12 protein-coding genes are annotated in these 13685 nt (G+C 47.3%); 4 read left to right on the forward strand and 8 right to left on the reverse strand.

Features of this window, described 5'->3' with window-relative positions; all coding sequences use genetic code 11:
* Window positions 1–49 precede the first annotated feature (49 nt).
* The 7 genes from T472_RS05470 to T472_RS05500 all read right to left on the reverse strand — a co-directional run bounded on the left by T472_RS05470 (window position 50) and on the right by T472_RS05500 (window position 8261).
* Window positions 50–1396, reverse strand: a complete 1347-nt coding sequence (locus T472_RS05470; RefSeq protein WP_023386293.1) for an enolase C-terminal domain-like protein — start codon at window positions 1394–1396, stop codon at window positions 50–52.
* Between the two features lie 23 nt (window positions 1397–1419).
* On the reverse strand, window positions 1420–2925 hold the full coding sequence (locus T472_RS05475) for a tripartite tricarboxylate transporter permease (protein ID WP_023386295.1): 1506 nt from the start codon (window positions 2923–2925) through the stop codon (window positions 1420–1422).
* Between the two features lie 13 nt (window positions 2926–2938).
* Entirely contained in the window at window positions 2939–3424 is a 486-nt protein-coding gene (locus T472_RS05480; protein WP_023386298.1) for a tripartite tricarboxylate transporter TctB family protein, read from the reverse strand.
* Between the two features lie 372 nt (window positions 3425–3796).
* Window positions 3797–4753 (reverse strand): hypothetical protein, encoded by a 957-nt coding sequence (locus T472_RS05485; RefSeq protein ID WP_023386300.1) that lies wholly within the window; start codon window positions 4751–4753, stop codon window positions 3797–3799.
* 98 nt (window positions 4754–4851) lie between these two features.
* A complete protein-coding gene (gnd, locus tag T472_RS05490) occupies window positions 4852–6303 on the reverse strand; it encodes a decarboxylating NADP(+)-dependent phosphogluconate dehydrogenase (RefSeq protein ID WP_023386302.1) in 1452 nt (483 codons plus the stop codon).
* Between the two features lie 188 nt (window positions 6304–6491).
* Window positions 6492–7100: a TetR/AcrR family transcriptional regulator gene (locus tag T472_RS05495; RefSeq protein WP_023386304.1), complete on the reverse strand. Its 609-nt coding sequence runs from the start codon at window positions 7098–7100 to the stop codon at window positions 6492–6494.
* Between the two features lie 120 nt (window positions 7101–7220).
* Window positions 7221–8261 (reverse strand): 3-oxoacyl-ACP synthase, encoded by a 1041-nt coding sequence (locus T472_RS05500; protein ID WP_023386307.1) that lies wholly within the window; start codon window positions 8259–8261, stop codon window positions 7221–7223.
* A gap of 546 nt (window positions 8262–8807) precedes the next feature.
* On the opposite strand from T472_RS05500, the gene T472_RS05505 reads away from it, so the two are divergent.
* From T472_RS05505 to T472_RS05520, 4 genes are read left to right on the forward strand one after another with little or no spacing between them, the layout of a single operon-like run.
* Window positions 8808–9224, forward strand: a complete 417-nt coding sequence (locus T472_RS05505) for a MaoC family dehydratase (protein ID WP_023386309.1) — start codon at window positions 8808–8810, stop codon at window positions 9222–9224.
* Between the two features lie 10 nt (window positions 9225–9234).
* Complete coding sequence (locus T472_RS05510; RefSeq protein WP_023386312.1) at window positions 9235–10374, forward strand: acyl-CoA dehydrogenase; 1140 nt, start codon at window positions 9235–9237, stop codon at window positions 10372–10374.
* 14 nt (window positions 10375–10388) lie between these two features.
* Window positions 10389–11177 (forward strand): electron transfer flavoprotein subunit beta/FixA family protein, encoded by a 789-nt coding sequence (locus T472_RS05515; RefSeq protein WP_023386314.1) that lies wholly within the window; start codon window positions 10389–10391, stop codon window positions 11175–11177.
* 12 nt (window positions 11178–11189) lie between these two features.
* A complete protein-coding gene (locus T472_RS05520; protein ID WP_023386316.1) occupies window positions 11190–12227 on the forward strand; it encodes an electron transfer flavoprotein subunit alpha/FixB family protein in 1038 nt (345 codons plus the stop codon).
* 314 nt (window positions 12228–12541) lie between these two features.
* Here T472_RS05520 and T472_RS05525 read toward each other — a convergent pair whose 3' ends face one another.
* Window positions 12542–13603: a threonine aldolase family protein gene (locus T472_RS05525; RefSeq protein ID WP_023383403.1), complete on the reverse strand. Its 1062-nt coding sequence runs from the start codon at window positions 13601–13603 to the stop codon at window positions 12542–12544.
* Window positions 13604–13685: the final 82 nt, after the last annotated feature.

Here is a 13685-nt window from a genome sequence, read left to right on the forward strand (position 1 = left end):
CCTTTTTTTGTAGTATATATCCCTTTGTAATTGGAACCAGTTTTAGTGCCTATCTCACGAGGCAGGGTTTCTTGCTGTCGAACTTCCAGTTCGGAATGAGGTGCTGCATGGCCATCGCGTCATCCCTGTCATGGCTATCCATCTTGTTATAGAGCTCATTGGCCTTCAGAACCCTGTCCATGTCTATCTCGATTCCAAGGCCAGGTTTGTCGGTGACCTTGATCTTTCCGTCCTTTATCGCTATTGACTCTCCGCACAGCTCCTGTCCATCCTGCCATATCCAGTGCGTGTCCATGGCAGTGATGTCTCCTGGCGCTGCTGCAGCGGTCTGGGCGAATATCGCGAGCGATATGTCGAAGTGGTTGTTAGAGTGGCTGCCCCAGGTCATTCCCCAGTCATTAAGAACCTGTCCTGCCCTGATTGAGCCGCTCATGGTCCAGAAATGCGGGTCTGCAAGGACTATGTCAACAGCTTTGCTTACCACAGAGTGATGAAGCTGTCTCCAGTCTGTCGCTATCATGTTTGTAGCAACCTTATGACCGGTCGCCATCTTGTACTCTGACATTATCTCCCTGCTGGAGAAGCCCTTCTCAGGTCCGCATGGATCCTCGACATATGTAAGTATCCCATGCATGTCCTTCGTGAGCCTTATCGCCTCGTTTAGCGACCATGCCCCGTTCGGGTCGATGTTTATCCTTGCATCGGGGAACTCCTTCTTCAGGGCCCTTATCGCCTTCATTTCCTCTTCTCCCTCAAGTACTCCTGCCTTCAGCTTGAAGTCCTTGAAGCCATACCTTTCCTTTGTTGCATATGCCTGCTCTACTATTGCTTCAGGAGTCAGCGCAACATTCCTTCTTATCCTGAACCATGGGTCAGCGCTCGATGATTCATCTATATATGGCAGATTGACCTTGGTCCTGTCAGATACGTAGAAGAGATACCCAAGTATCGTAATGTCTTCCCTTTGTCTTCCATCACCCAGGAGAGAGCACACAGGAAGTCCCATGAACTTTCCAAGGAGGTCAAGAAGTGCAGACTCTATTGCTGTCTCAGCCCTCACAACGAATTTCAGGTTCTTGAGGTCAAGTCCCTGGAGCCCTTCGCCATCGTTTCCTCCGGCTAGATATCCTCCTCGCTTTACAGCCTGGACAATGTTCCTGTAATCCCCTATCTGTTTCCCTATGATAAGGGGCTTGTAGCTTTCAAGAGCTTTGGTAATGTCATCTCCGCCATGGACTTCTCCTAGGCCTGTGTTTCCCGCGCTGTCTTTCATGATAACGATGTTCCTTGTGAACATCGGGGCATGTGCACCGCTTAATGTCATGGTCATGCTGTCGAATCCCGCAACCGGGACTACCATCATTTCAGTTACTACTGGAGTTCCTTTGATGTTCATATATCCACCCCTCGTCTTCTGTCCTAGTCGCCGCTTCTAAGGATCGACTGCTTTTTCCTTACTTCTCCGTATATCGTCCACAGCATTATCACTAAGGTAAGTCCCATGAATACTGCAGCTATAGGGCTTTCAAAGAATCCCAGGAAGCTGTCGTCAGTCATCATCAGGCCTCTTCTGAAGTTCGTCTCAGCCATTGGCCCGAGTACGAATCCGATGATGAATGGAGCCTGAGGGATCTTGAACTTCACGAAGTAATACCCCACCGCACCGAACAGCAGTATCGACCATACATCGAATATCCTGGATGAAAGTCCGAATGCACCTACTACACAGAGTACGAACACTATGGGCAGAAGGATGTAGTTCGGAATGCTGAGCAGCTTGACGAATATCCTTATTCCAGCGAATTCAAGCACAAGCATCAGGAGAGTCGATACAAAAACAGCTGCGAATACCGTATATACCAGTGGACCGTAATTTACGAAGAGCATCGGTCCCGGAGCTATTCCATGGATCATGAATCCGCCTAGAAGGAGTGCTGTTACAGCATCTCCAGGGATACCCAGAGTCATCAGTGGTATGAGGGCTCCGCCTATAGAAGCGTTGTTCGATACCTCAGAAGCTACGATTCCGTCAATGATTCCTGTACCGAACTTCTCAGGATACTTTGAAGACTTCTTGACTACCATGTAAGCTACAAGATTGGATGTTCCTCCGCCTATTCCAGGCAGTATTCCTATTCCCGTACCGATCAGTGCTGATATGAGGAAGTTCCACTTCTGGCTCATGAATTCCTTCATCGTGAAGCCGAAGCCCTTGATCCTTGTTACCTGTGCTATCTCCGCCTTGCCTTCGAGCTTCGAAGATTCTGCAGTCTTTATGACTTCTGATATCGCGAAGAGTCCTATGAGTACGCATAGGGTGTTGAAGCCTGAAGTAAGCTCCACAGTACCGAATGTGTATCTTAGCACCGCATCAACCGGAGCTATTCCTACAGTAGCGAATACGAATCCCACAAGACCGGAGAAGATACCCTTCAGCATCGAGTCTGTAGACAGGGATACTATAAGCATGAGGGAGAATATCGCTATCGCGAAGTATTCAACCGGTCCGAAGCTTAATGCAACCTTCGCAAGCGGAGGTGCTATGAATACTAGCGCTATAAGACTGAACATGGTTCCAAGGAATGAAAACACTATTCCAACTCCAAGCGCCTTGGCTCCTTCACCTTTCTCCTGCATGGGATGGCCGTCGAAGCATGTTGCGACGGATGATGGAGTTCCTGGTATCTTAAGCAGAATTGCCGCAATAAGTCCTCCTGATGTTGCACCGATCCATAGTGCTATCAGGACAGCCAGTCCCATTGCCGGTTTCATGCCATATGTGACCGGAAGAAACAGTGCGACAGCCATTGTTGCGGTAAGTCCCGGAAGTGCTCCGAAGAGTATTCCGATCGCTGTACCAGCTATCATGAGGATAAGTGTGCCAGGCTGCATTATGGCAACCAGACCCTGTGCGAATAATTCCATTCTTTAGCCCCCCCTATCCCAACAGTCCGGCTGGAAGCATAAGATCCAGACCAAACCTGAATGATACATAAATTATTGCTGATGTTATCACAGCTACCAGTGCATACAGCAAGTAGTTCTTCTTTATTCTGACCGGTACAAGTACCAGTATCTGAGCGAATAGGTACAATGATGACGATATTATGAATCCAAGAGGTTTCAGCAGAACTACATATACGAGTATCAGACCTACTGTGATGAGTACCGTCTTCATGTCACCCTTCTGACCAGCCTTAGGTTCCTCGTATGACGCAGCATCAAATCTCTTTGCCGAGGCTGCACCTCTCACTGTCTGAAGCAATCCCACAATGAGCATTATCGTGCTTAGTATGTATGGGAAGAAAGTCGCATCGATCAGCTTGCCTTTTCTTGGGATCTGCATAGTCATAATAAGATAGAACAGTCCGAATGCAAGCATCGAAAGTCCGACTATCAGGTCATTGTACTTCTTGAATTTCATTATTATCCCCCTTCACTACACCACATCTGGTTATTCTTTTGACAATAGTCAGATACTGTCAACCGGTTACTTCGATGTGTTGCATCGTTTACGCACCACATAATAAAGCAAGAGCCGTGCCAAAATCGTTTTCAAGTTAAAACTTTTTTACGAAAACGTAAAAACCGTGTTAAATACTGGACAAAATAGATTTCGATTGCACTCAATCAAAAATGTCCGGATTTCACCGGGTTAACTTCCATTTCATCACATTGCAAACTTCATTTCAAATTGAAATATATGTTTCATATGAAATGAACGTTTCAATTAATGAAATGTTTGTCATGTTTTTTTGATCAGTAATCGCCCCCCTCAAACAGATTCAGGCGACTGTCAGTCGCCTGAATCTGATATTCTTTCTTCAATTTCATCCCTAGTGTGACCCTTAAGCTCCCACCTCCGGATAGATCCGCACCAGATGGTGGTCGCACCTATGAAGGCAACAAGCTCATCAGAACCCGGGAACGGAACAAGCTCAGCCAACCCTCTCACGATATCAAGCTCGCTGTGTCCTGACGCAACCATGTCACGGGCATTATGGAGCTCTTCCTTCATCCTCTCTACCTGAGCCTTGCTGGCATAGGTCCCGAGCAGCACAAGGATATCCTGAAGCTTCTCCCGCTCATTGATATCCATCTGCAGCTTTGTATCCAGAAGTTCATCAGCTGTCAGCTTCTTGTATCCCTCAACCCTTGATATCTCCTGGGCATAGGCAACCTTTGCAGGTTCTGCCACATCCGGTCTGCAGATCGCCTTACCCATACGCTCCAGGTCAACCCGCACAAGTCCAAACCTCCTGACAAGAAGCCGCCTCGTCTCCGCTTCCAGCCTCTCTTCATCAGAATAAAGATTCCTCCATTCCTTACCTTTGGCATTCCTCTGCGAATAGCTTACAAGACCCGTGATTTCACTAACCGGTATCAATCCGCACACCCTCACCTGACCCTTGATGATCCTCTCTATGATATCGAGCCGCTTCACAAGCTTAAGAGCTGACTTTTTTGAAAGGTCAGGATAGACATTCAGATACCTTCCCTCCAACCCGAAATGGTCAAGGATACCTGAAACATCAGGACCCCGTTCAGTTCTCCCAGACAAGGCAAGGTATGCATCCCTTGGAAGTATGTATGCAAGCTCTTCCTGCTCTGACAATATATCTGATAACGAATCTGCCAGAGATGTCTTGGTCCACCTGGCTTTGAACTCCACACCGAGTTCCCTGCAAAGATTGTGCAGCTCTGTCTTTCTCTTCTTTTTAAGATTTTCTTTGACATATTGGTAAAGCTCCACTTTATCAGCCCCGTTTTTGAAGAATACCTATATTCTACCATTTTAAGGGACAAAAAGAAGGATGCCGCCCATAATGCGACATCCCCTTTGCTATCTGCCTATACTGAATATACGCTGGCGTGTGTGTCTCCGCCTTCTCCCGACCAGTCATAGTGGAAGAATTCTCCCCTGTTTCTGTCAAGCCTCTCGAACATGTGCGCTCCAAAATAATCCCTCTGTGCCTGAAGAAGGTTAGCCGGCAGCCTGTCAGTGTGGTAGCCGTCATAATATGAGAGTGCCGAGCTCATCGCAGGAAGCGAGATCCCGTTCCTGACTCCAAGTATGACAGCATCCCTCAGGCCTTTGGAAGCATCATTAAGCGTCTCGTTGAAGAAGCTGTCCATCATCAGGTTTGAAAGTTCCGGGTTGTTGTCATATGCCTTCCTTATGTCATCAAGGAATGCCGACCTTATTATGCAGCCACCTCTCCAGATGGTAGCGATCTCTCCAAGGTTCAGGTCCCACTTCCTGGATTCTGATGCGCTCGCAAGAAGTGAAAAGCCCTGTGCATAGGATATTATCTTGGCAGCATAAAGCGCCTTGCCAAGGTTCTCCACTATTTCAGCCTTGTCACCTTCAAAAGACTTCTCAATGTATGGAACCATCCTTGATGCCACTACCCTCTGGTCCTTCATCGAAGAGAGCACCCTCGCGTATACCGCTTCAGTTATAAGGGATAGCGGTTCTCCCTCGTCCAGTGCAGATATCACAGCCCACTTTCCCGTACCCTTCTGCATCGCAGTGTCAAGGATCTTTTCAACAAGCGGCTCGCCGTCGGTGTCCCTGGTCCTCAGTATGTCCCTTGTTATCTCAACCAGGTAGCTCTTCAGCACCCCGTCGTTCCACTTCTCGAATATGTCGCCCATCTCGTTGTAGGTGAGCTTCAGGACATCCCTCATTATCGCATATACTTCAGTAATAAGCTGCATGTCTCCATATTCTATGCCATTATGAATTGTCTTGACATAATGCCCGGCTCCTCCAAATCCTATCCATGCAGTGCAGGGCTCATCATTCTCGCCTGCCTTTGCTGATACTGCCCTGAAGATATCCCTTATGCTTTCCCAGGCTTCCTTGGCACCTCCAGGCATCAGCGACGGGCCGTAAAGGGCTCCGAGCTCTCCACCCGACACTCCTGAACCAACGAAGTATATCCCCTTCTCATAGAGATACTTGTACCTTCTCTCGGAGTCCTCGAAGTTGGAGTTACCTCCATCTATTATTATGTCTCCCTCATCCACGAAAGGAATGAGCTGCTCTATAGTTGAGTCCACAGTCGAACCAGCCTTGATCATCAGCATGATCTTCCTAGGTTTTGAAAGTGAGTTCACGAACTCCTCGACTGACATTGCAGGAACAAAATTCCTGCCCTTGCCAAGACCCTCCATGAAATCTGATATTACACTTGATGTCCTGTTGTAGATGGCAACCCTGTATCCTTTTGACTCCATGTTCCTTGCGAGATTTTCTCCCATTACCCTGAAGCCAAGTATGCCGATATCTGCCTGCATATTCCATTCCTCCTGTTTTTACGATAAATCCACCTTGATTATACCCCAAAAGGATATCAAAAAAAGGCTTATAGACAGATGTTAACAATTTTTCTCCAAAAATTCATCACTTTAAGGAAAATATTTCCACAAACCTGTAAAAAAAGCACTTCCTATGGAAGCGCCAATAAAAACCAATTCCTAACCTATTATTTCTTTCTTATGAAAAGACCCTTCTCAAGTATAGACATTACCTGGTCAACTACCGCATCCAGATCGACTTCCTCCTCATCCTGGAACATGACATATTTGAGCCCCAGGAATGTGGATACCCCCATCAGCACATACGACATCACTGATGTGTCAAGGTCTCTCGCTTCGCCATTTGCCTTGGCCTCATCAAGGCCCTTCCCGTACCTTCTTCCGAACTCCTCGTAGTAGTCCATGAACAGCCCCTTATCGATATATAGGGATTCCCAGATGATATTGTAGGCATGCTTGTTGGCCCTTACGAATTCCAGATATGACTTGAGTCCCTTGCGTTCCATCTCCATCCTCGAATCGCCCTCGACAATGTTTGAGGCGATCGCCTTCCTGATGTCGTGGTTGTACCCGAGAAGCAGATACCTGTATAGGCTGAACTTATCCTTGAAGTATATGTAGAAGGTCCCCAGCGCAACATCGGCTTCGCTGGTAATGTCAGTGATCGATGTGTTGTGATACCCCTTCTCATAAAAAAGGTTCTCAGCGGATTCAAGTATCCTGTCCATAGTTGCCTGACCACGTTTTGTCTTCGGTTTCTTTATAACATCACTCAAAGCCATACCTCATTCCAAATCAAGATTTTCATCATTCTGTCAGGTCAAAGTCGTCCCTACATACATTCTATTGATGCATCGGTTCCCTGTCAAAGTTTTTCCATTCCTTTGACTCTGAAATCACTCAGACAGCTTATCCTTACCCCACCTTATTATATTGGCAGCCCAGGCGTATCCTATCCCGGCAGCGACCATGGCAACTACCGTGCCCTCCTTTACCTTGCCTGACTCAAGCGCCATATGGAGTGACAGAATCTGGTCTATCTGACCCATATGCCCGTAGTCCTCAAGGTAAGTGGTCTGGCCTTCACACATTCCAAGCTCCCTTAGCATATTCAGGTGCTCTGACCTTTTGATATGGAGTATGGCAAGGTATCCGATGTCCGCCCTTGTAAGGGATGACTTCCTCAATGACTCATCGATGCACTTTAGCCAGTTACTCATAGAAGCTTCCTTCAGCCTTGACTTCATCTTTATTGGTTCAAGCACCCTGAGGCTTTTCCTTGATTCCTCCAAATTTCCTATTGTGACTGGTTTCTCAGTACCACCTATTTCAACCCCCACACTCCTTGAAAGGCTGCCGTCAGATATGATGTGGGATCCGAGCAACAGGTTCCTGCCAAGACCCTTTTTGAGAAGGATTGCTCCTCCCCCCGCTGAAAGGTCGAACATCATCGAAACATCGTTGTCCGTGTAATCAATGAAATCACCGTTCCTGTAACCTCCAGCAATGAGCACCGTCTTAGCTTCATCATCTGCAATCAGCATGTCATGAGCGATCTTCATTGCAGTCACCGCGGTGCAGCACCTGTTCTGGATATCCACTCCCCAGGCATTCCATGCCCCTATCCTTTCCTGTATGTAAAGTGCAGTCGTTGTCAGCGGATACTCCTTCCATTCTTCACCGATTGAAATGATGATATCTATGCCCATGGGGTCAGTCCCCGTATTCTTAAGGCAATCCAGGGCTGCAAGGGCCCCCATTTCCTGTGTGCCATCCTCAGGTCCGTCGCCGGGCACGTATTTCCTCCTGATTCCAAGCTTCTCAATGACAGCAGCCTCGGTCCATCCACCCTTGGTAGCCTCAGCTATTCCCTTAGCTGTCACGATTCCCTCAGGAACATAGATCCCGGTACCCACGATTCCCACATTTTCCTTCATCAAGTCACCTCCAGAACTTCAGCCAGCTTACTTTTTGCTTCTTTGTTATAGTCTACCATTTTATTGGCGGCCAATCGAATGGAAAATGCAGCCCCATTACAATTCAGTCAATATTTTAACAATGTAAAGCTTTTATGACAGAAACCTAAACCTTCAAGGATCTTATTCCGCAAGAACTGGATGCGAGGAACATGAAATCAAGCAAACCCGTCAAAACATGATATTACCTTCATGTTTTTATGATTCCTTGAATTTTCATTGGAATACACCTCTATTCATTGCCTATCCACTAATATTTTAACGATAATTTTGCATTTATGTCTTTTGCGCTATTTTCATATTCTTAAGCTGGCGGACCTTGCAGTGAGTCCGCTTATGAATCAACTATAATTCCATAAATTTTCCAGCATCAAATCACTCTTTTTTGAATAAATAAATATTTAACAATTTTCTATTGCAAAACTGAATAACTCTGGATATAATGAACTCAATATGAAAGATCATTCATGTTTAGTGGAGCGTCTTATCAAATTATGGAGGGAAGAAATGAAAGGTTTGACAGTGAACGAAATCAAGGTCGGTGACACCGCCTCATATCAGAGGACAGTAACAGAAGCTGACGTGGCTATGTTCGGAGGAATATCCGGAGACCTCAACCCGGCACATTTCAACGAAGAATACGCCAAGGAGACCATATTCAAAGGCAGGATAGTGCATGGCATGCTTACCGCATCCTATTTCTCGACAGTGTTCGGAACCTACCTTCCAGGACCGGGAACCATATACCTTGCCCAGGACCTGAAGTTCCTTAAGCCGGTAAGATTCCACGACACGATCAAAGCCGTCGTCACAGCTACTGAAATCAACGCAGAGAAGAACAAGGTCACTTTCGAGACAGTCGCATACAATCAGAACGGCGATGTCGTGGTAAAGGGCTGTGCAACTCTCATGCCGCCAAGATAGGAGAGATAAGATGGATTTTTTACTTAATGAAAAGCAAAAGATGATGCAGAAACTGTTCAGGGACTTCGCGATCAATGAAGTGAAGCCTCTGGCCCACGACATTGACGAGGAAGAGAGGTTCCCGGTTGAAACCGTCGAGAAGATGGCTGAGATAGGCATGCTTGGAATCCCATTCTCATCGGAGTACGGCGGATGCGACGGGGACAACCTTTCGTACGCAATAGCCGTAGAAGAGATGTCCAGGGTGTGCGGAACCACAGGAGTAATACTCTCAGCACACACATCCCTTGGCGCGAGCCCGATCTCCGCCTTCGGAACACCTGCCCAGAAGGAGAAATACCTGAGACCCCTCCTGTCGGGAGAAAAGCTTGGAGCCTTCGGACTTACCGAGCCAAATGCAGGATCTGATTCAGCAATGCAGGAATCAAAGGCTGTGCTTGACGGCGACCACTACATCCTGAATGGATCGAAGATATTCATAACGAACGGTGGCTACGCTGACATATACATAGTCTTCGCAATGACTGACAAGGCAAAGGGAACCAAGGGAATTTCAGCCTTCATAGTTGAAAAGGACATGCCAGGCTTCAGCATCGGAAAGAAGGAGCTTAAGCTTGGAATAAGGGGAAGCTCGACAACAGAGCTCATATTCAAGGATGTCAGGGTTCCTGCTGAGAATCTCCTCGGAAAGGAAGGCATGGGCTTCAAGATAGCCATGCAGACACTTGACGGAGGAAGGATAGGAATAGCTGCACAGGCTCTAGGCATTGCCCAGGGAGCGATTGACGAGGCGGTAGAGTACGTCAAGCAGAGGAAGCAGTTCGGAAAGCCAATATCCGCATTCCAGAACACACAGTTCGCACTTGCTGACCTTCAGACCGAAACTGATGCGGCAAGGCTCCTTACCTATAGGGCGGCATTCCTCAAGGATGCGGGACTCCCCTATTCAAAGGAAGCTGCAATGGCAAAGCTCTATGCTTCAGAGACAGCTTCAAGGGTAACAAACAAGGCTATCCAGCTCCTTGGCGGATATGGCTACACAAGAGAGTATCCTATAGAGAGAATGTACAGGGATGCTAAGATTACCGAAATATACGAAGGCACTTCTGAAGTCCAGAGAATGGTCATCTCTGCCTTCATTCTGAAATAGGACGGGTGAATAATATGAATATAATTGTTTTGCTTAAGCAGGTACCAGATACCACAGAGATGAAGGTCGACAAGGAGACAGGAACACTCATAAGGGCAGGCGTGCCGACAATAACCAACCCGGACGACCTTGCAGGCTTCGAGGCCGCATTAAGGCTCAAGGACAAGATGGGTGCAAAGGTGACAGCGGTCACCATGGGGCCTCCGCAGGCTGAATCCATGCTCAGGGAGCTATATGCGATGGGAGCTGATGATGCTGTACTCATAACCGACGCGAAGTTCGGCGGTGCTGATACATGGGCAACATCCAACACACTTACTGCCGTTCTCAAGAACATGAGCTATGACCTGATCATCGCAGGACGACAGGCAATCGACGGAGACACCGCACAGGTGGGACCGCAGACCGCTGAAAAGCTGGGGATCCCTCAGATAACCTATGTTGAAGATATCATCGGAGTGAATGACGGATACATCACTGTCAAGAAATCACTTGAGGACACCTATGAGGTCCTCGAAGCGAAGCTTCCAGTCCTTATAACCACGTTGAGCACCATAGCGAAGCCAAGGTACATGAGGGTAAGAGGAATCTCTGACTGCTTCAAGAAGGAGATCAAAAGGATCACGTTCAATGATATTGAAATAGACCCTGCGATAATAGGACTGAAGGGTTCACCTACAAAGGTCAGGAAGACCTTCACGAAGGAAGTCGGGACCACATCACAGATGTTCACACTGAACGCTGAAGATTCAGCGAAGAAGATTGCTGAGCTCCTCTTTGAGAAGCAGTACATACTGAAGTAAGGAGACGATATGATGAATATTAAGGAATACAAGGACATATACGTCTTTTGCGAGATAAGGGACGGCAAGATCCATGACGCTTCCCTTGAACTCCTCGGAGAGGCAAACAAGCTGGTATCGGGCAGGCCGAACCTTGACTACAAGGTCGTCGGAGCAGTTATAGGCAACGTTTCTGATGAAGCTCTTGAACAGGCAGGACACCACGGCGCATGGAAGGTAATGAACTTCAGGAATGAAGGTATAACCCACTACAGCACTGAAATATACACGACTCTCCTGTCAAGGATGATTGACGAATCAAAGCCTGACATCCTCCTCATCCCAGCAACGGTTCTCGGAAGGGACCTTGCCCCGAGGCTTGCAGCAAGATGCGACACAGGACTTACAGCAGATGCCACGAAGCTTGAATTCGACCCGGAGAACGAGAACAGTTCCCTCCTTTATGTCACAAGACCGGCATTCGGTGGAAACCTGTTCGGCACAATCGTATGCGAGAACACCAGGCCACAGATGACTACAATAAGACCTGGAGTCATGGAGCCACTCAAGTCCGATGCTGCAAGAGAATTCACTGTTGAAAAGAAGGACGTTGAGATCTCCGGTATAAAGGAACTTGTGAAGGTGCTCGAAGTAATACCAAAGCCCCACAAAGGCGTTGATATAGCAAAGGCAGACCTCATAATATCCGGAGGAAGAGGAATCGGAGACAACTTCAAGATACTCAGGGAGGTTGCTGACAAGATCGGCGCTGAAGTCGGAGCATCAAGGGCCGTTGTCGATGCAGGAATCATGGAGAAGGATGTCCAGGTAGGACAGACAGGAAAGACAGTAAGGCCTAAGGTATACATCGCCTGCGGAATATCAGGAGCAGTACAGCACGTGGCAGGTATGGAGAAATCTGACTTCATAATAGCCATAAACAAGGATCCCGGAGCTCCCATCTTCAAGACCGCCAACATCGGCATACTTGGAGATGCACTGGAAATCCTTCCACTCCTCGCTGAAGAGATTGAAAGGATAAGACAAGAGGTCAAGAAAGAGAACGCTTAAGCCAAGATAAGCAGTCTGAAAAACTGCACTGCCATACATTCCATGAAGCGAGAGAAAGTCATTTATGATATCTCTCGCTTCTATCATTAATATATCACAACAGAAAATCATCCCGTCAGTTCTCAGGGTAATGTTCTCTAAGCTTCAATAGATATCATTTGAATATGCCATATTGGTCTCATTTCAACTTGAACATGATCGTTGTAGTGTGGTTGACCCTCCATGTTTGATTAACCGGACTAAATAAAGACTTAACATCGGAAAATCGCTTATTGATCAGTTTCATGATCTAGAGTGAGAGAACGCCTGAAATTTCAGGCGTTCTTTGCATTCCATATTCTCATCATGTCACTAATGTCATCTGACAGGCTTCTTGCATCCTCTTCCCTTGTAGCCCAGCTGGTGCAGAACCTTACTGCGCTATGGCCTTCATCTGCCTTCTGCCAGAATGAGTAGGCATATTTCTCACCAAGCTTCTCAAGAACCTCATCAGGTAGTATCGGAAACTGCTGGTTTGTCGGAGTATCTATGAGGAAACCGCAGCCGGCTTCCTTAAGTGCTTCCTTTATTATCGCCGCCATCCTGTTGGCATGGGCAGATATCCCGAAATAGAGTCCATCCTCGAACAGGGCAAGGAACTGTACACCAAGGAGCCTTCCCTTTGCAAGGAGTCCGCCCTTCTGCTTGATGATGTACCTGAAATCTTCCCTGATACGTTTATCCTTAATTACAAGGGCTTCGCCAAACAAAGCGCCAACCTTGGTCCCACCGATATAGAAAGCATCGCAGCATTCCGTTATTGTCTTAAGGTCAAGGTCGTTCCCTTCACAGGTGAGTCCATAGCCCAGCCTTGCACCATCCAAATAGAGATATAGTCCACATTCTCTGCAGACCTCGCTCAGCTCCTGAAGCTCCTTTTTACTGTAAACAGTACCAAGCTCAGTAGGGTTTGAGATGTAGACAAGCTTTGGCTGAGCGATATGCTCATGGGTAACGTCGTTGACATGGGCAAGATGAACCTTCCTGACTGCCTCTGCCGTAATCTTGCCATCAGTAGACGGAAGCTCCATTACCTTATGTCCCGTTGATTCTATTGCGCCTGACTCGTGGGTGCTGATATGCCCTGAAGCGGCTGATACCGCGCACTGGTGTGGTCTTAGCGCAGCTGAGATAAGAGTCAGGTTGGTCTGTGTGCCGCCGACAAGGAAATGGACATCTATATCCTCTGTCCCGCACAGCACCTTTATGATATCTGCAGCCATTAGGCAATACTCATCCTCACCATACCCTGGCGTCTGGACCATATTGGTGTCAACCAGTCTATCAAGTACAGATGGATGCGCACCTTCGCTGTAGTCATTGTTGAATCTGATCATGTCAATTCCCGCCTTTTCAAGCCCTTAGAGGGCATTCTTCTCAATTATGAACATTATATCACCATATCCCTTCCCATTTCAT

This window comes from Youngiibacter fragilis 232.1, from assembly GCF_000495435.3.
Classification (GTDB): domain Bacteria; phylum Bacillota; class Clostridia; order Clostridiales; family Clostridiaceae; genus Youngiibacter; species Youngiibacter fragilis.